We start from the raw sequence: 19758 nt of genomic DNA on the forward strand, positions 1-19758 counted from the left end.
AGAGGTCTCCTCAGGGACGGAACGAGAGGTCGGCGATCATCGGACGGTGGTCACTGGCTGCCTCGGCGACCGGGACCTCGGCGGGTACTTCGGCACTCCGTACGGTCAGGCGTTTGCCGACGGTGACGAAGTCGATCCGCTTGTTCGCGGCGACCGCCGGGTAGGTGTTCGGTCCGCCGCTCGTCTTACCGGCAGCGGTCCACGAGTCCGTCAGCCGGGTCCAGAGCCCGGCGAGCTCCGGCGCGGTGGCCTCGGCGTTGAAGTCACCGACCAGGACCTGCAGGTCGCGACGGCTGTCGGCGGCGAGGATCTTCAGGGTGTCGTCGACCTGGGCCCGCCGGACCGACGGGTCGGCGCGATAGTCGAGGTGGGTGCAGTACACGTGCAGCCGGCGGCCGCGGACATCGACCTCCGCCTCGAGGAAACCGGGTGCCGGCGCGGGGACCGGGTTCGGGTCCTGGGTGGAGAGCCGAGTGATCGGATGGTTCTCGAAGCGCACCACCGGGAACCGCGAGAGCACGCCGACGCCGTACTGGCGCCGCGGTTGACCGGCTGCAGGCGGGTCGAGGTCGTAGATCGGTGCGAACGCCGGGTACATCCCGAGCTTGCCGGCCAGCTCGGCGAGCGTGTCCAGCCACTGGCTGCGGTCGCCCCAGTGCACGTCGACCTCCTGCAGCCCGATGATGTCCGCGTCCAGCGCCTTGATCGCCTGCGCGGTCCGGTCGAGGTCGAATACGTTGTCCTCGCCGGCGCCGGCATGAATGTTGTACGAGGCAACGGTCAGCCGGGTGACCTCGGGGTCGAAGGTGAGCCCGTGGCCGAACGGGTACAGCGTGGGAGCCGGACCGGGACGGTTCGGATCCGGCTTGGCCGGGATCTCCACCGGAAGCTTTCCGGCCGGCGCGATCTCGCCGTACAGGACCTTGGCGACGGCCTCCATCGACACGGCCGCGTTGCCGTACGTGACGAGCGACGTCGCCGGTTCGGTCTGGAAGTACGCGACGTCGTACGGGTCGCGGACCGGGACCACGATCACCGGACGGCCGGTGGCGAGCAGCGTGTTGACGAGCTTCTGCTGTTTCGCCAGCTTGTCGGTGACCGTGGTGTCCCAGGCCTTGTTGGTGAGGACGACGGTCAGGTCGGCGTTCGCGGCGGCGGCCACCGCGTCGGCGATCTTGGCATCGGTCGGCGTCGTGCCGGTGTCCTTCACGATCGCGGTCGCGCCCCGGCTCTGCAGTGCGGTCGCCAGCGTCTTGGGGCTGTATCCCGCGACGACGATCGTGCGGGGCGCGGGGGAGAGCGGGAGCAGGTCCGCGTCGTTGCGCAGCAGCGTGATACTGCGGTCCGCGATCCGCTGGGCCTCGGCGTAGTTGGCCGGCGTACCGACGACGGTGGCGATCCGGGACAGGTCGACGTACGGCGCGTCGACGACGCCGGTGGCGCGCTTGAGCCAGAGGATGCGCGCGACGCTCTCGTCGATGCGGGCCTCGCTGATCCGGCCGCCGCGGACGGCGTTCAGGACCGAGTTGTACGCCAGCCCCGGATCGACCGGCATCAGGAGCTGGTCGACACCGGCCTCGATCGCCCGGAGCGGGATCTCCGCGTCGCCGTACTTGTCGCGGACCCCCTTCATCCCCAGCGAGTCCGTGATCACCACGCCGTCGAACCCGAGCTGCTGCCGCAGGATCCCGGTCAGGATCGGCTTGCTCAGCGTCGCCGGGTCACCGGACGGGTCGAGTGCCGGTACGACGATGTGCGCGGTCATGATGGAGTGGATCCCGGCCCGGATCGCGGCCTGGAACGGCGGCAGGTCGATCCGGGTCCACTCCTCGCGGGTGTGGTGGATCTCCGGGATGCCGACGTGGCTGTCGGTGTCGGTGTCGCCGTGCCCGGGGAAGTGCTTCGCGGTCGAGACGATCCCGCCGTCGCGCTGGTAGCCCTTGACCTGGGCAGCGACGAGTTCGGCGACCAGCGCCGGGTCGGACGAGATCGAGCGGACCCCGATGACCGGGTTCAGCGGGTTCACGTTGACGTCGGCGTCCGGTGCGAAGTCGGTGGTGATGCCGACCGACTTCATCTCCCGGCCGCCGATCCGCCCCGCGGATCGCGCAAAGGCCGCCGACCGGGTCGCGCCGAGCGCCATCCCGCCGGGGAACTGGGTCGCGGGCGGTCCGAAACGGAAGACGACGCCGTACTCCTGGTCGGTGCTGATCTGCAGCGGGACGCCGCTGGCGGCGAGCGAGGCGGCCTGCAGTCCGTTCGACAGCCGGCCGATCTGGTCCGGGTCGCGGACCGAATCGGTCCAGGCGAAGTAGATGACGCCGCCGAGGTTGAACTTCGCCACCACCTCGGCCGGCGTGGCCACGCCGTACAGGCTGGTGTTGCGGGCGTCGGCTGTGTCGGCGGTCGGTCCGTAGGCGTAGCAGACGAACAACTGGCCGACCTTCTGCTCCAGTGTCAGCCGGCTCAGCGTGTCGCGGACCCAGGGGTCGCGCTGGGCGTTTGCGGTCATGGTGCCTGCGACCGTCGATCCAGCGACGGCGGCCGCCGCTAGTCCGAGGGTTTGGCGTCGGGTCAGTTCCATCGGTGTCCCCAACTCAGTCCGGGCGGGCGTGGGCGAGCGCCAAGGTAATTGAATTACAGATATTCCCCCGCGACGCGAAAGTTACCCACGCGCGCACGGTGGGTCAAGAGTCGGTGACCGCCGGCTGACCTCCACCTCGCCCGCCGGCGCCGCGACGGCGAGCACCGCATCCGGCCACCCCAGGTGCGTCACCACCAGCCCAGGCACGGACTCGACCGCACCACCCCCGAGCGGCATCTCCCGCCGCAACCCCGCCTCCCCAAGCCCAACCCCGAGCGCCTTCCCCACAGCCTCCTTACCCGTCCACAACTGAAGAAACGCGACCAACTCGTCGTCCTGCCGCCCCATCCACTCCAACTCCCGCGGGGCAAACCACCGCCCAGCAAGCCCCGCGACATCCCTCGCCCGGACCTCCTCAACATCCACCCCAACCGGCCCGCCGTACGACGCAGCAACAGCGATGAGGTGGCGGGAGTACGAGATGCTCACCGCCAACCCGGGGATGAGTGGTCGGCCGCTCTGGTCATGACGGAGGGTCGGGTTGTCGACGAGCGTGCTCCCGAGCGTGCGCAGCAGGTTGTGGGCTGCGAGCCGCGGCTCAGCACCGACCGGCGCCAGCCACACCTGGACGGGACGTCCCACGAGAAGAGCGTATCTGAGCGTCATGTCGACAAAGTGATGTGGTAACTGGTCCTGTCTGGTGGTGGGGAACTGGATCTGTGGGGCGTACCGGTTTGGCTTTAGCTTCTTGGTATGGCCACCGTGTGCGAGGTTCCTGCAGTCAGTGTTAGCCCGCTTCTGAGTAGGCAGTTCGTGCGGTTGTTGGTGATGGTGTTTGGGTCGGGGCTGAGCATGTATCTGCTGACCTCGGTGGTGCCGATGTATCTGGCGGCCAACGGGTCTGGGGGTGTGGGGGCTGGGCTGTCTACTGCGGCGATGATGTTTGCTGCGGTGGGGGTTGAGTTGGTGGTGCCGCGGATGTTGGCGCGGTGGGGTTATCAGGTTGTGTTGGGGTTGGGGCTGGTTCTGCTGGGGGCGCCTTCGCTTGTGCTGCTGGGGTCTGCGTCGCTTCCGGTTGTGCTGGCTGTGTGCATCGTGCGTGGTGCGGGGCTGGCGATTCTGGTGGTTGGGGCGGTTGCGCTGGTTGCCGACCTGACGCCGCCGGCTCGGCGGGGTGAGGCGCTTGGGGTGTACGGCGTGGCCGTTGGTGTGCCTGCGGTGATCGGGCTGCCGCTCGGGGTTTACCTCATCGACGTGATCGGGTTCGGTGCGCTGTTCGTGCTGGCGGCCGTCGCTTCGCTCGCCGGGCTGGTCATGCTGGTCGGTCTGCCGGCGCGGATCGCTGTCGAAGAGCAGCACGTGAAGGTGCTGGGCGGCGTACGGCGGAGTGGGCTGTTGATGCCGACTCTCGTGTTTGCCGCGGTGACTGTCGCGGCTGGGATCAGCGTCACGTTCCTGCCGCTGGCCGTTGCCGGGGACAGGCAGTCGATGGTCGCGTCGGCCCTTCTGCTGCAGGCGATCGCGGCGCCGGCCGCGCGTTGGTTGGCCGGTCGGTACGCCGACCGCATCGGTCCCGCGAAGCTCCTCGCACCTGCTCTCCTGCTCGCCGCAGTCGGTGCCGGATCGCTGATCTTCCTGCCCAGCCCGATCGCGATCCTGATCGGCTCCACCTGCTTCGGGGCGGGCTTCGGCGCCGCGCAGAACCTGACGTTGACCCTGATGTACAACCGCGTCGACCGCTCCCGCTACGGCCAGGTCAGCGCCCTCTGGAACCTCGCGTACGACGGCGGCTGGGGCCTCGGCGCACTGGCCTTCGGCGCGATCGTCGGCGGCACCGGCTATCCCGTCGCGTTCGCCTTGACCGCCGCGGTCGTAGCACTGGCCGTCGTACCCGCCGTCAGAGCTTCCGTAGTCAGAGCTTCCGTAGTCTGACCCAGCGGACGGCGTGGTCGGGGCCTTTGCGGAGGACGAGGGTGGCGCGGGAGCGGGTGGGGAGGATGTTCTCGCGCAGGTTCGGGCCGTTGATGCCGTCCCAGAGCGACTCGGCTTTCTTGATTGCTTCCTCGCGGCTGAGTTCGCCGTACCGGACGAAGTACGACTCGGGGTTGCGGAACGCCGTTTCCCAGAGTTTGAGGAAGCGGGCCACGTACCAGGAGCGGACGTCGTCGGCGGCCGCGTCGACGTACACCGAGAAGTCGAAGAAGTCGCTGACCGCGAGACCGCTCTTGCCGTCCGCGTGCCGGGGCGCCGGCTGCAGGACGTTCAGGCCCTCGAGCAGCAGGATGTCCGGTTGCTCGACGGTTGTCCGTACGCCTTCCATCCGGTCGTAGTGCAGGTGGGAGTAGACCGGCGCCTCGACCGTGTCCATCCCGGACTTCACCTCGACCACGAAACGCAGCAGGGCTTTGCGGTCGTACGACTCCGGGAAGCCCTTGCGCTGCATCAGGTTGCGGCGTTCGAGTTCGGCGTTCGGCCAGAGGAACCCGTCGGTGGTGACGAGCGCGACCCGCGGGTGCTCGGGCCAGCGAGCCAGCAGTTCGCGCAGCAGTCGCGCGGTCGTGGACTTGCCGACGGCAACCGATCCGCCGATCCCGATCACGAACGGGGTGCGGGTCTCCACCTGTTTGCCGAGGAAGCTCTCGGTGTCGGCGTGCAGCGCGCGGGCGTGCCGGACGTACAGCGAGAGGATCCGCGACAGCGGCAGGTACACCTCGCGGACCTCGTCCATGTCGATCTCGTCCCCGAGACCGCGCAACCGCTCGACCTCGTCCGCCGTCAGCGGGGAGACGGTGGTCTCGGCCAGTTGCGCCCAGGTGGCCCGGTCGAGCTCGGTGTAGGGAGTCACCTCCCGCGACGGCTGCAGCATGTGGCCCATTCTTCCCATCGGCGCCGGATGCACCCACATCGGGAGGGCGTGGCCTTGGTCTCAGAGTGTCTCGGAGTGTCCCGGTGTGTCTCGGTGTGTCTCAGCTACGGTACGGTCTCGAAACTTTCGGTCACCAGGTCGTGACCGTGTGGTGTGTAAGTATCACCCTTCGATGACCGCCGATTCCGCCTGGCTTGGTACGCAACGCCTGCCTGAGGTGACCGTGCATGCCTCGGGCGTGCTCGCGCAGACGATCCGCGCCGAGGTCCGGCAGATCCGTCGTTTCCGCACCGACGTACAGATCGCAGTGTGCACGTTGACCCGGGTCCGGGAGACGGCTCTCTGGCAGGAGGTCGAGGCCGCGGTTCCCGAGCACGGGCTGGGCGTCGAGGGGTTCGTGGTGGTGCGACGGGGCAACGATCTCGTGGTGGCGGCCGAGGGCGGGCACGGCTTGCTGTACGGGTACTTCTACGTGCTGCGGTACTTCGAGTGGATGAGCGGCGACTTCACCGTCGTCGAGCAGCCCGCCGTACCGATTCGGATGCTGGACCACTGGGACGAGCTGTCCGGTGTCGTACGGCGCGGATACGCGGGCGGATCGATCTTTTTCCGCGACGGTGCGGTGGTACCTGACCTCACACGGGTTCGGGCGTACGCGCGGTTGCTGGCGTCGATCGGGATCAACGCGGTCGCGCTCGCCACCGCCGAACTGCCCGACGTGGCGCGGTTGGCCGGCGCTTTCCGTGAGTACGGGATCGCGCTGAGCCTCGCGGTCGACTTCATCGACGACCCGCGCGACGAGCGGGTCGCGCGCTGGTGGGACGCCACGATCGCCCGGGTGTACGACGTCGTACCGGATCTCGGCGGTCTCGTCGTGCGGACGGCCCGTGATCCCGAGGGCGCGAACCTGCTGGCGCGGGCAGTGGCGCCGTACGGCGGAAGCGTTTTCTGGCGATGTTCCGGCGCGGAGCCCGAACAGGACTGGCGGGATCGGCGGGCGGATCGGGCGCGAGCGGCGTACGACTCGTTCATCGCGCTGGACGGGCGGTTCGAGGAAAACGTTGTCTTGCAGGTCAAACACGGGCCGTTGGACTTCCAGGTCCGGGAGCCGGTCGCCCCGCTGCTCGGGGAACTCCAGGAAACCGTTTTCGGTGTCGAGCTGCAGGTCACGCAGGAGTACTCCGGCCAGCAGCAGGACCTCTGCTACCTGGGGCCCTGGTGGCGGGAGATCCTGCAGTTCGACACGACCGGTGGCGGGGGCGTGACCGTTGCCGACCGCATCGGTGCGATCGTTGCCGTGTCGAACGTCGGCGACGACCCCAACTGGACCGGGCACAAGCTTGCGCAGAGCAACCTCTACGCGTTCGGCCGGTTGGCGTGGGACCCGGCCGCGGACCCGATCAGCCTGCTGCACGAGTGGGCGGCCGCGACCTTCGCGATGGACGACCGGACCCGAAGCGAGCTGGTGACCATCCTGTCCGGGTCGTGGCAGACGTACGAGCGGTATACCGCACCGCTCGGCGTCGGGTTCATGGTGACGCCGGGAACGCATTACGGGCCGAGCGTGAACGGGTACGAGTTCTCGGGCGCGGGGACGTACCACTTCGCGGATCGGTACGGCGTCGGCGTGGATCGGACGGTCAAGACGGGCTCGGGGTTCACCGGGCAGTACCCGGAACCCCTCGCGAGTCTGTACGAGGACGTGTACACCTGCCCCGACGAGCTGCTGCTGTTCTTCCACCACGTGCCCTACGACCACGTGCTGCAGAGCGGAAGCACCGTGCTGCAACACATCTACGACACCCACTTCCAGGGGTACGCCGAGGTAGAGGCGATGGTCGCGCGCTGGCAGGTGATCGCCGAGCGCTTCGAGCCGGCCATCCGCGCGAACATCACCGCCCGCTTCGAGACCCAACTGTCGAACGCCCGCGAGTGGCGCGACCAGGTCAACACGTTCTTCTACCGGCTTTCCGGCGTACCGGATGCCCACGGCCGCACGATCCATAGGTAGGCTGTTCGAAAGTTTCGGATCGGGAGGCGTCGTGGCCGAGCGGCCGACCATTGCGAAAATTGCGGAGCAGGCCGGGGTATCGGTGCCGACCGTCTCCAAGGTGCTGAACGGGCGCGCGGACGTGGCGGCGGCGACCCGGGCCCGGATCGAGAGCCTGATCCAGGAGCACGGGTACCGGCGGCGGAGCTCGAGTACATCTGCCGGCCCGATGATCGACCTGGTGTTCAACCAGCTCGGCGGCGAGTGGGCGATGGAGCTGATCCGCGGCGTCGAGGAGGTCGTACGTTCCGAGGGCGTCGAGCTCGTGCTGTCCGAGTGCGGCGGGACGCTCCGGCCGCGGCAGGAATGGATCGAGTCGGTGCTGAACCGGCGGCCGCTCGGCGTGATCATGGTGTTCTCGGACCTGGACGCCGACCAGCGTGCGCAGCTGGAGGCGCGGCGGATCCCGTTCGTGGTCGTAGATCCGGTCGGCGACGTGGGCGACGACGTACCGTCGATCGGCTCTGCGAACTGGAACGGCGGCCGGCTCGCGACGACACATCTGCGGACGCTCGGTCACACCCGGATCGGGATGATCGGCGGTCCGATCGAGACGCTGTGCTCGCGGCAACGCGTCGACGGGTACACCGATGCGCTGCGGTCGACCGGTGTCGATGTGGATCCGGGGCTGATCCGGTGGGCCGACTTCGAGGTCGGCGGCGCCCATCGCGAGGCGCTCGCCCTGCTTCGGCTCCCCGACCGGCCCACCGCGATCTTCGCCGGCAGCGACATGCAGGCTTTGGGCGTCTACCAGGCTGCCCGTGAACTCGGGCTGGAGGTCCCGCGAGACCTGTCGGTCGTCGGGTACGACGACCTTCCGGTGGCGCAATGGGTGACTCCGACCCTCACCACGGTCCACCAGCCCCTGCAGCAGATGGCCGAACTCGCGACCCGCGTCGTACTCGATCTCTCCCGAGGCCGCACCCCCACCGCCCTCCGCCTGGACCTGGCGGTCGACCTGCGAATCCGCCAGTCCACAGCGTCTCCCTCTAGCTAGGTTGGGGAGAGTTTTGTGCCGAATCGGGCGGGAAACCCTCCCCAACCCGGAAGGTGCGGGGCGAAGGGGGCGGTTAGGGTGGGCGGCATGATCGTCGGCGTGGGTATTGATGTGGTCGACGTGGATCGGTTCATGCGGACGCTGGAGCGTACGCCGGGGTTGCGGGATCGGGTGTTCACCGCCGTGGAGGCGGTGAAGCCGCCGGCGTCGCTGGCGGCACGGTTCGCTGCCAAGGAGGCGTTGGCGAAGGCGCTCGGGGCGCCCGCGGGTATGCACTGGCACGACGCCGAGGTGCAGACCGACGAGACCGGCCGGCCGTGGCTGGAGATCACCGGCACCGTCGCGGCGCAGGCAGCCAAACTCGGCGTACAGAGCCTGCACCTCTCGTTGAGCCACGACGCCGGCATCGCTTCCGCGGTAGTCGTCCTGGAGGGCTGACCATGCGTAGCGCACACACCGTTGAGCAGGTTCGGGCGGCTGAGGCGGCGTTGATGGCGCGGCTCCCGGAGGGCACGCTGATGCAGCGGGCGGCGACCGGGCTGGCGGTTGCCATCAGCAACTTCCTCGGCGGCACGTACGGCGCCCGCGTGGTTCTCCTGATCGGTTCCGGCGACAACGGCGGCGACGCCCTGTACGCCGGCGCGTACCTTGCCCGCCGCGGCGCCCAGGTCACCGCCGTCCTGCTGTCGGACAAGCCGCACGCAGCAGGCCTCGCCGCCCTCGAAACAGCGGGCGGCCAAGCGATCCCCGCCACCGCGTCCTCCGCCTCCGACGGCACCACGGCCGCCCAGAGTGCTGTTGCCGGGGCCGACGTTGTGGTGGATGGGATTGTGGGGATCGGTGGGCGGCCCGGGCTTCGGCCTGAGGCGCTTGCCGTGGTGCAGGTTGCCGAGCGGTACGGCGTACCGATCGTGGCTGTTGACACGCCGTCCGGTGTCGACGTGGACACCGGTGAGACGCCCGAGTCGCACGTGAACGCCGCGCTCACCGTGACGTTCGGCACGCACAAGATCTGCCATCTCGTCGACCCAGCCGCCACGGCCTGCGGCCCGGTTCACCTCGTCGACATCGGACTCGACCTCCCACCCGCGCAAGTGCAGGCGCTCCAAGCCGCGGACATCAAAGCGCTCTATCCCGTCCCGCACGGCGAGTCGGACAAGTACTCCCGCGGCGTACTCGGCCTGATGGTCGGCTCCGCTCAGTACCCAGGCGCTGCGGTGATCGCCACCGCGGGCGCTCTCGCCGGCCCCGTCGGCATGGTGCGGTACGTCGGTCCGGACGCGGTGGCGAGCGCCGTCCGTGAAGCTCACCCGGAGGTCGTCGGCGACGGCCGGGTGCAGGCGTGGACCATCGGCTCCGGACTCGGCGACGAGCTCGACGTCCCCTGGATCCGCGAGCTGCTCGACGCCGAGGAGCCCGTTGTCCTGGACGCGGACGGTCTGAAAGCGCTCGACGACTCCGGCGACCACGTCGACGTACTGATCACACCGCATGCCGGCGAGCTTTCTCGTCTGCTCGGGGTCGATCGCGCGACCGTCGAGGCCGAGCGGCTGAAGTACGCGCGGCTCGCGGCCGAGACCTTCGACGTGACTGTCCTGCTCAAGGGCTCCACCACCGTGATCGCCGGTCCGGACGGCGAGGTCCGGGTGAACACGAACGCCACTCCATGGCTGGCGACGGCCGGTGCCGGCGACGTGCTCGCCGGACTCTGCGGCGCTCTCCTCGCCGGCGGTCTGACCGCCCTCGACGCGGCGAGCGTCGGCGCGTACCTGCATGCCGCCGCGGCCAACCTCGCATCCGACGGCGGACCGATCACCGCCATCACCGTCGCCCAAGCCCTCCCGGAAGCAACCCGCCGCCTCCTGAGCTGAACCCAGCAGAGGGACGCGCGGTAAGCGGTTGCGCGGCTCTGTGGTGCGGACGTAGGACTGGAGCGTTGCCTCCGCCGCCTTGGGAGTGTGCACGTGAAGCGATTCGCCGGGTTCGTGATTCTTGTCCTGCTCGCCGCGCTGCCGGTGCCGGCCGTGGCCACATCCCAGACGACCCAGCCGTACGTGGCTGATCGGCAGACGAAGATCGACGTGATGGGGGAGTGGGCCCATCCGGACGACGACACCAGCATCATCGGGCCGTGCGGTGTCTGGCATCAGCAGTACGGCGTCAAGTGCGGCGTGATCATGGTGACCCGAGGTGAAGGCGGCGGCAACGCGACCGGCCCCGAACTCGGGCCCGAGCTCGGTCTGCGGCGCGAGAACGAGGACCGCGTCGCGCACTACCGCTCCGGCACGGTCGACATCTTCAACCTGGACCGGATCGACTTCTTCTACAACCAGAGCGCGCCGCTGACGCAGTACTTCTGGGACGAGCAGGAGACGCTCCGGCGGGTCACGCGGGTGATCCGCGAGACGCAGCCGGAGATCTACATCGGCTTCACCCCGACCCTCGCGGCCGGCCACGGAAACCATCAGCAGGCCGGCCGGCTGATCTGGGAAGGCGTACTCGCGGCCGCCGACCCGAACATGTTCCCCGAGCAACTCAAGGGTCCGGACGCGCTCAGCACCTGGCAGGTGAAGAAGGTCTTCTCCGGCGGAGCCACCGCAGGTACCGGCGGTACGACGACCTCGGCCAATTGCACCACCGGATTCACCCCGACCGGCCTGGATACCGTCGCGGGCGTGTGGACCGGCTACAACTCGCCGTACACCTGGCCGGCCGGTAACACGCAAGGGCAGACCGCTGGTACGCCGAAGATCTGGCAGCAGGTCGCGGACGAGGGTCGCGCGGCATACCCGACCCAGAGCCGCGTGATGTACAAGGGCACGTCGGTTCCCGCCTGTCCGCGGTTCGGCATGACCGAGTCGTTCGTGCCGTTCCAGCCGAACAGCAACGCGGCAGCGGGCCGCGACGACGCGATCCTGTTCGGAGCGACCAAACCCGATCCGGGCGGGCTGCCGCTCGGGACGCTCGAGTACCTGACCTTCGAAAGGTTCTACAACGTCGCCGGTGAACCCTTCGAGGCCACCGTGCACCTCCGCGGAAAGCTTGCCAAGGGCAACGTCGCGCTGACGGTGCCGGCGGGCTGGTCGACCGACGGCCCGAAACCGGTCAGCAAGGGATCGAGCGCCGACATCACCTTCACGGTCACCCCTGCCGCTACCGCGACCGTCGACCAGAACGCGAAGGTTTCCGCGCTCTACACCACCATCGACCACGCGACCGGCTACACGGAAAACGTTGTACGGATCGTTTCCGCGGCCGAAGGGCGCTTCCAGCGCTGGGGGAACTGGCAGGAGTACGACGAGTGGCTGCAGAACACCGCACCGCAGGCGAACCGTCTCGGCCGCTCGCAGGCGATCCAGTCGATGGGCATCGGCCAGACCATCGACGTACCGGTCGTCGTCCACAACTGGTCCGCCGAGCAGCAGACCGGCGCCGTGTCCCTCGATCTCCCGGCCAACTTCACCGTCGACGCGCAGGCCAGGCCGTACGACCTCGCACCCGGCGCTGACGCAACCGTCACATTCAAGCTGACCAACACCGATACGACCTTGCCCGCCCAGCAGAACGTCAGCATTCCCATTCGGACGGCGACCGGGAGTGAAACGCTGACCCTCACGCTCGTTCCGACGACGGTGATCCCGCAGGCGACGCCGGTCGTCGACGGCAAGCGAACCCGGGCGAGTACCCGGGCCCGACGCTCGACCTCGGCCGGATCTGGCAGGGCGCGAGCACCTGCAGCGGCGTCGACGACTGTGGCGTTTCGTCAACAGGAGAAGGCAATACGGCCAAGGTCAGCTGGTCCGGCGACGCGCTCTACTTCTTCATCCACGTCCGCGACGACTACCAGTCGTACGCCGTGACGCCTGCCGAATGCGTCGGTCACTGGCAGGCCGACTCGGTCGAGATCCTGCTCGACCCGCGCGGCACCGCGTCCCAGGACCTGAAAGACACCGCGAACACGTTCAAGCTCGGCATCTTCCCGTTCAGCCAGAGCGGCGGCCCGTGCTGGGAACGCGACGCGGACAACCACCAGGGCTACTCGAGCGGCGCCCTCGACACCGGCAACGCGCCCGGCGTGCAGGTTGCGTCGACCGCGCAGTGGGTCGGCAGCAACCAGACCACGGTCCCGCACGCGTACGCCGGCGGAGGCTACGACCTCGAGGTGAAGATCCCGCTCGCCGACCTCCCGTCCGCCGTCGACCCGGCACGGCTCGGGCTGAACATCACGCCGTACGACAACGACGACACCTCGGCTGCCGGTACGACGACGTTGCGGCATATCGACATGAGTACGCGACTCGGGTGGTCGGCGCTCGGCTCCGTGCAGTCCGACCCGTACCGCTGGGGGCTCGCCACGCTGCCCGGGTACACACCGCCGGCGGACCGCCCGACCACGCCGGCGCCGCCGGACGTGTCGAACCCGAACCTCAACGGCGCCCTGTCGCCGCAAACGATTGCGCAGTCCGCGCGCAACGGCGTACCGATCTCCGGCCGGGTGCCGACCGACGACCTCGAGATCCTGTCCTCCGCCGTGCGTGGCGACGCCGTACACCTCGTCACGTCGTCGAAGGGAAACGGCACTGCTCGCGCTTTCCTGACCAGTGGTGAGCTCGGCGCGATCCCGGTGTGGACGACGTCGTGCACGACCGACCCGCCTCCGGACTACGGGTTCACACCGTGTGCGATCACCGACGGCGCGACGCCGCCGTGGTCACCGGACATGAGTGGTCACCTGGTGAAGCAGGCGACGCGGCAGGTCACCCGCGGCGTGCAGCACTGGACGATCCCGTTGACCGCGGCCCAACAGCAGCAACTGAAGGACCGCGGCCACCTGCTCATCTCCTACGAGACAGCGAAGAACGAGGTCCAAGCCTTCGACATCCGCATCGCGTAGCCGGTCGACTGTCAGCGGGCCGCGGTGAAGTCCAGGCCGCCGGCGGTGGAGCGCAGCTGTAGTGTCGAGCTGTCGATCTGGTAGGTCAGCTCGCCCTTCAATCCCTTCAGGACAAGGGATTCCATCGTAGCGGCGTCCCCGGCGCACGCCCGGCGTGTGGTGGCCAGTTCGCCGAAGGTGACCTTGCCGGTGGCGCGTGCGACCACGCCTTGGAAGTCGTTGCAACCGGTCGATCCGGTGACGCGTTCGCCGTTCAGCGTCAGCCAGACCTTCTCCAAGCCGGCGGGGAACGACGCTGACTGGCCGGACACGATCGAGGTGAGCTTCCACTTCGTTCCGTCGAGAGCGAGGTCCGGCTCCGCGGTCTCCTTGTCGAGCAGCGAGATCGTCGTGGTCTCGGTGCTGAGTACGAGCTTGTCGCCGTCCAGCTTCCAGGTCGGCTTCGACAGGAGAACCCTGCCGATCCAGGTGTCCTGGTTCTGCAGAGCACCCATGCAGCCCATCGCCGTCGACGTGATCTCCTTGCCGAGGCTCAGCCGGCCGTCGGACGCCGACACCGTGGTGTCCGACGAATTGCAGCCGGAGTTCCACGAGATCCGGCCGCTGGTGAACTGCAGCCGGACCCGGGTATTCGCGGCGAGCGGTCGCGGCTTCCCGTTCTCGGTGACCGACGTGGACAGGAACGTCCGCCCGGTCAACGACGCGCCCGAGTCGGGCCGGGCCGCGGACTCGTTGCCGCAGGCGGTCAGGGCCAGCAGAACCGTCGCGGCAAGCGCGATCATCCGTTTGTTCACAACTACAGGACGCGGCCTGGGACGCTAACGTTGCAGGTGAAGGGTTCGTTAATTCAGGGGCCGGAGTTGGCAGATCTGATCACGGTTCGATAACGTCACCGCCGTACGCGAGAGCGAACAGCACGACAAGGCCAGTCGAACTGGCCCTTCTGGGGATCCGTCCAATCGATCAGTTGAGGGCCGCGCTGGAGTTCTGGGGCATGCAGCGCGACCCGTCGAGCACACAAAGGAAACTTTTCGCATGCCCCTCACCCGAACTGCCCGGAGTCGCGCGATTCTGCCTGCGGCCCTCGTCGCTGTCGCCGGTCTGGTCGCCGTACCGATCGTCGTACACGCGTCCAAGGACTCGCCGGTCGCGACCGCGAACGCCGCGGACAGCACGGTGACAGCCCTGCCCAACGTCGGACGCGTGGAGACCTGCGTCCTCGATGCCTATTCCGGGTGCACCGTCCTGCACGGCTTCGGACAGAAGCCGGTCGCGATCACCGCGACCGCCTCCGGCCCCGCCATGTTGTCGATCGACCCGCGCCGCACCACCGATCAGAGTTACCGGCTGCGCGCGCTCCGCTACGACGGCCAGAGGTACCAGGCCGGCACCAAGCTGAGCTACACCGTCCACTACGACTTCGCCGCCGTAGCGGGTCAGCCGACCATCCCGGCCCCGACCACAGCGCCGACCAGTGCGCCGACGACAAGCACCCCGAAGCCGTCGCCGACGCCGACCAGCACGACAACCAGCACCAAGCCTCCGACCACCACGACGCCGACGACGTCCGCCCCGACGACCACGGCGCCGACGACAACCGCCCCGCCGGCGGCCGGAACCTGCAAGAACCCGGTCTGGTCGTCCTCGGACGCCTTCGGGACCTGGAACACCAGCGGCTACCTGGTCAACAACAACAAGTGGAACGAAGGCGAGGCCGGGCCGCAGAGCATCCACGCCTGCGGGTTCAACAGCTGGTACGTCACCTCGGACCAGAAGGAGCTGGCGAGCAACCCGGGATCGGTCAAGACCTACCCGGACACCCAGAAGAACTTCCCCGACAAGGCCATCAGCTCGTTCGGGAGCATCAAGAGCACGTACGCGAACTCCCAGTCCGCCCCGTCGTCCGGCGAGTACAACTGGTCCTACGACATCTGGCTGAACGGACTCGGCAACGAAGAGCTGATGATCTGGACGAACTACCGGTACCCCGGCTCGTTGCCGCCTGGTGACGCGCAGGACAAGGCGACCGCGACCATCGGCGGCCACACGTTCACCGCCTGGAAGCGCGGCGCCGTCGGCAGCAGGTACATCGCGCTCGCGATGACCGACCAGAAGGCCGTGAGCTCCGTCGACCTGAAGGCGGTCTTCGACTGGCTGGTCTCGAAGGGCTGGCTGTCCGGCACGGACAAGGTCAGCGCGATCGAGTACGGCGTGGAGATCTCCTCCACCAACGGCCCGCAGACCTTCCGGCTGGACGACTACTCGCTCACCACGTCCTGACCCAGCTCGCTCTCGCAGACCCCGGCGGCCACCGCGTTCACGCGGTGGCCGCTTAGGGTTTCGGTGTGACGGGACTCGTGATCTTCGACAACGACGGTGTGCTGGTGGACTCCGAGCGGCTGGCCAACACGATTCTGGCCGAGCTGCTCACGGAGGCCGGGCTGCCGTACACCTTCGAGGAGGCGGTGCGGGACTTCATGGGCGGGTCCATGGCGTCGATGCGCCAGAAGGCGGAGGCTCAGCTCGGGCGGCCGCTGCCGGCGGATCTCGAGGACCGGTACCACCAGCGGCTGTTCGACGGCTTTGCGAACCTGCAGGCGATCGAGGGGGTCGAGGCCGTTCTCGACCACCTGGACGAGCACGGCGTCAGGTACTGCCTCGCCTCCTCGGGCACCCATCGAAGGATCCGTACGGCGTTGACCGCGGTCGGCTTCCTGCACCGTTTCGAGGGCCGGATCTTCAGCGCCGAGGACGTCGCGCACGGCAAGCCCGCCCCGGATCTCTTCCTGCACGCGGCCGCCTCGATGGGCGTGAAACCGGCCGACTGCCTGGTCGTCGAGGACAGCCCGCTGGGCGTCGCCGCCGCGGTCGCCGCCGGCATGAAGGTCTTCGGGTACGCCGGCATGACCGACCCCGCGAAACTCTCCGAAGCCGACACGGTTTTCCACAACATGACGGCCCTCGCGGCCCTGATCGACGGAGCCTGAGACACTGGAATGACCATGTCTACTCCTGAGTCACGTCCGGTCCGTGCTGAGGCCGTGGTCGATCTGGCTGCGATTCGTCACAACGTCGGCACGCTGCGTGCCCGTGCCGAGGGTGCGCAGCTGATGACTGTGGTCAAGGCCGACGGGTACGGGCACGGGATGGTCCCGGTCGCCCGGGCTGCCCGCGAGGCCGGTGCGGACTGGATCGGCGCCGCGGTCCTCGAGGAGGCGCTCGGACTGCGCGCGGCCGGTGACACCGGGCCGATCTTCTGCTGGCTGACCACCCCGGGCGAGCCGCTGGCCGACGCGATCGAGGCCGGGATCGACCTCTCCGCGGGTGCGCCCTGGGAGGTCGACGAGGTCGTCGCCGGGGTGCGGGACCGCCCGGCGCGGGTGCACCTCAAGATCGACACCGGGATGTCCCGCGGTGGCGCGGTACCGGAGGAGTGGCCGGCGCTGATCCGCGCCGCCGTCCGCGCGCAGGCGACCGGGCAGATCGAGATCAAGGGCATCTGGTCGCACCTGGCCTCCTCGGACGAGCCGAAGAGCCCGGCGAACGAGTCCCAGCTGGCGACCTTCACCGAGGCGATCGAGGTCGCCGAGTCGTTCGGTATCGACGCCGAGTTCAAGCACCTCGCGAACTCGGGTGCCACGCTGGCGTTGCCGGAGACCCATTTCAACCTGGTCCGTCCGGGCGTCGCGACGTACGGGCTGTCGCCGTTCGGGCCTGCGCTGCCGTCGTCCGAGCTCGGGCTTCGGCCGGCGATGACGCTCAAGGCGCGGCTGGCGATGGTGAAGCGGGTGCCGGCCGGCGCCGGCGTCTCGTACGGGCTGACCTGGACCGCGCCGCGGCCGTCGACGCTCGGCCTGATCCCGCTCGGGTACGGCGACGGGCTGCCGCGGCACGCCTCGAACGGCGGACCGGTCCAGGCGTACGGCGCGCGGCGTGCGATCGTCGGCCGGATCTGTATGGACCAGTGCGTCGTGAACCTCGAGGACGACCAGGCCGCGGCGGGCGACGAGGTCGTGCTGTTCGGCCCGGGGACGTCGGGCGAGCCGACCGCGGACGACTGGGCCGACGCGGCCGGGACCATCAACTACGAGATCGTCACTCGCCTGGGCGTCCGGATCCCACGCAGGTACATCGACAGCGAAAGGTAGACCGGCATGTCCAAAGCAGGGCGGACTGCTGGTCTGATCGGGGCCGCGGTCGGAGTGCTGGCCGCGGGAGCCGCGGCCGGGGTCGCGGTCGAGCGCCAGGTGATCGGCCGGCGCTCAGGGCAACGCAAACAGCTCGAGGCCGAGCCGTTCGGGTCCCAGCGCGGGACGCCGTACATCTTCACCGCCGACGACGGTGTCGAGCTGTATGTCGAAGTGGACGAGCTGAAGCGCTCACGGCGACCCGCACCACCGCCGAAGCGCCGGCTCGGCCGGAAGCTGCCGTTGCCGCCCGAGGACCTGACCGTGATCTTCGCGCACGGCTACGGCCTGAACATGGACGCCTGGCACTTCGAGCGCCGTGACCTGGCCGGCATCGGGACGATGGTGTTCTACGACCAGCGCTCGCACGGACGCTCCGGCCGGTCCGCGAAGGCGAACGTCAGCATCGAGCAGCTCGGCCGGGACCTGTACGGGATCATCGAGCGGTTCGCGCCGACCGGGCCGGTGATCCTGATCGGTCACTCGATGGGCGGTATGACGATCATGGCGCTCGCCGAGCAGCATCCCGAGCTGTTCGGCGACCGGGTGATCGGTGTCGGCCTGTGCTCGACCAGCGCCGGCGGGCTGGACCAGGTGCCGATCGTGTTCCCGGGCAAGGTCGGAATGCTCGCGCGGGCGCTCGCGACGCCGACGGTCGCCGCGCTGGCCCGGATCCCGGACGTGGTCGAGCGCAGCCGGAAGGCCGGCACGGACATCAGCTACCTGCTGACCCGGAAGTACTCGTTCGGGTCCGAGGTGCCGCCGGCGTTCACCGAGTTCGTCAACGAGATGATCGCGGCGACGCCGATCGAGGTGATCGCGGAGTTCTACCCGATCTTCGCGCTGCACGACAAGTACGACTCCCTGGAGCCGCTGCAGAAGGTGGAGTGCGTGGTCGTCGGCGGCGACAAGGACCATCTGACACCGTTCGCCCACGCCGAGGAGATCGTCCGGCGGGTCCCCGGCGCCGAGCTGGTCGAGGTGCAGAACTGCGGTCACCTGGGCCTGATCGAGCACCACCGTGAATTCACCGCGGCCCTGCTTGGGATGATCGAGCGAGCCGAACAATCGTTAGGGGGTGTCTGATGGTTCCCCGCCTACTGCGGGGCACTCGGCACGGCACCTCGCCGCACGGGTGCAAAGGCCACGATGCTCCGCATCGAGACCTTCGCCCCCGCACGCCGATGCACCGCACCGAGCACCTCCTCGCAACGGCGTGGAACCATCAGACACCCCCTTTAGGACCCTCCTGATGACAGATCTGCACGTCGTCGACGCCACCCAGGAACACGTCGACGACATCGTCAATGTGATCCACCACGCCTTCTCCGCGCGCCGGGTTCTCGATCCGCCGGCGACGGCGTTGTCCGAGAACGCGACGACCGTGGCCGCGGCGATCGCCGAGCACGGCGGGTTGCTGGTGCTGAGCGACGGCGTTCCGCTCGGGGCAGTGCTGTTCGAGCAGGTCGGTGACGTCCTGAACCTGCGCCGGGTGTCCGTCGACCCCCGGTACCAAGCCCGTGGCGTCGCCTCGGCGATGGTCGGTTGCGCGGAGGAGGTCGCCGTACGTCGGGGGCTCAGCCGGGTGAACCTGATCGCGCGGGTCGAACTGCCGGACACCGTGGAGTTCTGGAGGCGGCGGGGGTACTCCGTCGTCGACCAGCAGGCGCACAACCTGACCTTCGCCAAGGCGATGCCGATCGAGTTGACCGTGCCGACCGCCGACGAGATGCAGGCGATCGGCGAGGAGCTGGCCGGTCAGCTGCGGGCGGGCGACGTACTCGTGCTGTCCGGAGACCTGGGCGCGGGCAAGACCACGTTCACGCAAGGGCTCGGCGTCGGGCTGAAGGTGCGCGGGGCGATCACGTCGCCGACGTTCGTGATCTCGCGCGTGCACCCGTCGCTGTCCGGCGGCCCCGCGTTGGTGCACGTCGACGCGTATCGCATCGGCGGCTTTGCGGAGCTCGACGATCTCGACCTGGATGCGAGCCTGGAGGACGCGGTCACAGTGGTCGAATGGGGTCATGGGCTGGCCGAGGCGCTGGCGCCCGATCGGTTGGACATCGTGGTGACCCGTGGGGACGACGACACCGACGAGACGCGGTCGCTGCGGATCACTCCGGTGGGTCCGCGATGGGCCGCATCCGGCGTCCAGGTATCCGTACTGGAGAAGAACTGAC

Annotated in this window: 15 protein-coding genes and 1 pseudogene; 12 read left to right on the forward strand and 4 right to left on the reverse strand. The window is 68.8% G+C overall.

Annotated elements, in window-relative coordinates:
* Window positions 1-10: 10 nt before the first annotated feature.
* On the reverse strand, window positions 11-2584 hold the full coding sequence (locus tag EV647_RS29650) for a glycoside hydrolase family 3 N-terminal domain-containing protein (protein WP_134008686.1): 2574 nt from the start codon (window positions 2582-2584) through the stop codon (window positions 11-13).
* An 81-nt stretch (window positions 2585-2665) separates the two neighbouring features.
* Window positions 2666-3226: a 4'-phosphopantetheinyl transferase superfamily protein gene (locus tag EV647_RS29655; protein WP_202876352.1), complete on the reverse strand. Its 561-nt coding sequence runs from the start codon at window positions 3224-3226 to the stop codon at window positions 2666-2668.
* 186 nt (window positions 3227-3412) lie between these two features.
* Here EV647_RS29655 and EV647_RS29660 point away from each other — a divergent pair, with 186 nt between their 5' ends.
* Window positions 3413-4516 carry an MFS transporter gene (locus EV647_RS29660; RefSeq protein ID WP_255517914.1) on the forward strand — a complete coding sequence of 368 codons (1104 nt, stop codon included), beginning with the start codon at window positions 3413-3415 and terminating at the stop codon, window positions 4514-4516.
* On the opposite strand, the gene coaA is transcribed toward EV647_RS29660, so the two are convergent.
* Window positions 4497-5450: a type I pantothenate kinase gene (gene coaA, locus EV647_RS29665; protein ID WP_166680041.1), complete on the reverse strand. Its 954-nt coding sequence runs from the start codon at window positions 5448-5450 to the stop codon at window positions 4497-4499. The genes EV647_RS29660 and coaA overlap by 20 nt on opposite strands.
* 172 nt (window positions 5451-5622) lie before the next feature.
* On the opposite strand from coaA, the gene EV647_RS29670 reads away from it, so the two are divergent.
* The 6 genes and pseudogenes from EV647_RS29670 (at window position 5623) to EV647_RS43175 (ending at window position 13391) form a co-directional block, all read left to right on the forward strand.
* On the forward strand, window positions 5623-7461 hold the full coding sequence (locus EV647_RS29670; RefSeq protein ID WP_134008693.1) for an alpha-glucuronidase: 1839 nt from the start codon (window positions 5623-5625) through the stop codon (window positions 7459-7461).
* Between the two features lie 31 nt (window positions 7462-7492).
* Entirely contained in the window at window positions 7493-8497 is a 1005-nt protein-coding gene (locus EV647_RS29675) for a LacI family DNA-binding transcriptional regulator (RefSeq protein ID WP_238177452.1), read from the forward strand.
* Between the two features lie 87 nt (window positions 8498-8584).
* Entirely contained in the window at window positions 8585-8935 is a 351-nt protein-coding gene (locus EV647_RS29680; RefSeq protein WP_130384581.1) for a holo-ACP synthase, read from the forward strand.
* Window positions 8936-8937: 2 nt separating this feature from the next.
* Window positions 8938-10368, forward strand: a complete 1431-nt coding sequence (locus EV647_RS29685; protein WP_134008699.1) for an NAD(P)H-hydrate dehydratase — start codon at window positions 8938-8940, stop codon at window positions 10366-10368.
* 213 nt (window positions 10369-10581) lie between these two features.
* Window positions 10582-10926: pseudogene (locus EV647_RS43170) on the forward strand (PIG-L family deacetylase); the annotation flags it as partial.
* A 1283-nt stretch (window positions 10927-12209) separates the two neighbouring features.
* Window positions 12210-13391 carry a sugar-binding protein gene (locus EV647_RS43175; RefSeq protein ID WP_238177474.1) on the forward strand — a complete coding sequence of 394 codons (1182 nt, stop codon included), beginning with the start codon at window positions 12210-12212 and terminating at the stop codon, window positions 13389-13391.
* A gap of 11 nt (window positions 13392-13402) precedes the next feature.
* Here the strand turns inward: EV647_RS43175 and EV647_RS29695 are convergent, their stop codons facing one another.
* Window positions 13403-14185, reverse strand: coding sequence for an META domain-containing protein (locus EV647_RS29695; RefSeq protein WP_238177453.1), 783 nt, complete (start codon window positions 14183-14185; stop codon window positions 13403-13405).
* A 241-nt stretch (window positions 14186-14426) separates the two neighbouring features.
* Between EV647_RS29695 and EV647_RS29700 the strand changes: the two genes are divergently transcribed.
* From EV647_RS29700 to tsaE, 5 genes are all read left to right on the forward strand, one after another.
* A complete protein-coding gene (locus EV647_RS29700) occupies window positions 14427-15671 on the forward strand; it encodes a hypothetical protein (RefSeq protein ID WP_134008702.1) in 1245 nt (414 codons plus the stop codon).
* A gap of 65 nt (window positions 15672-15736) precedes the next feature.
* A complete protein-coding gene (locus EV647_RS29705; protein WP_134008705.1) occupies window positions 15737-16378 on the forward strand; it encodes an HAD family phosphatase in 642 nt (213 codons plus the stop codon).
* A gap of 15 nt (window positions 16379-16393) precedes the next feature.
* Complete coding sequence (gene alr, locus EV647_RS29710) at window positions 16394-17539, forward strand: alanine racemase (protein ID WP_134008708.1); 1146 nt, start codon at window positions 16394-16396, stop codon at window positions 17537-17539.
* A gap of 6 nt (window positions 17540-17545) precedes the next feature.
* On the forward strand, window positions 17546-18664 hold the full coding sequence (locus tag EV647_RS29715; protein WP_134008711.1) for an alpha/beta fold hydrolase: 1119 nt from the start codon (window positions 17546-17548) through the stop codon (window positions 18662-18664).
* Between the two features lie 166 nt (window positions 18665-18830).
* The gene (gene tsaE / locus EV647_RS29725; protein WP_134008714.1) at window positions 18831-19757 is read left to right on the forward strand and encodes a tRNA (adenosine(37)-N6)-threonylcarbamoyltransferase complex ATPase subunit type 1 TsaE; all 927 of its coding nucleotides are present in this window, start codon (window positions 18831-18833) and stop codon (window positions 19755-19757) included.
* Window position 19758: the final 1 nt, after the last annotated feature.

Origin of the sequence: Kribbella sp. VKM Ac-2566 (assembly GCF_004366005.1) — a bacterium.
GTDB lineage: Bacteria > Actinomycetota > Actinomycetes > Propionibacteriales > Kribbellaceae > Kribbella > Kribbella pratensis.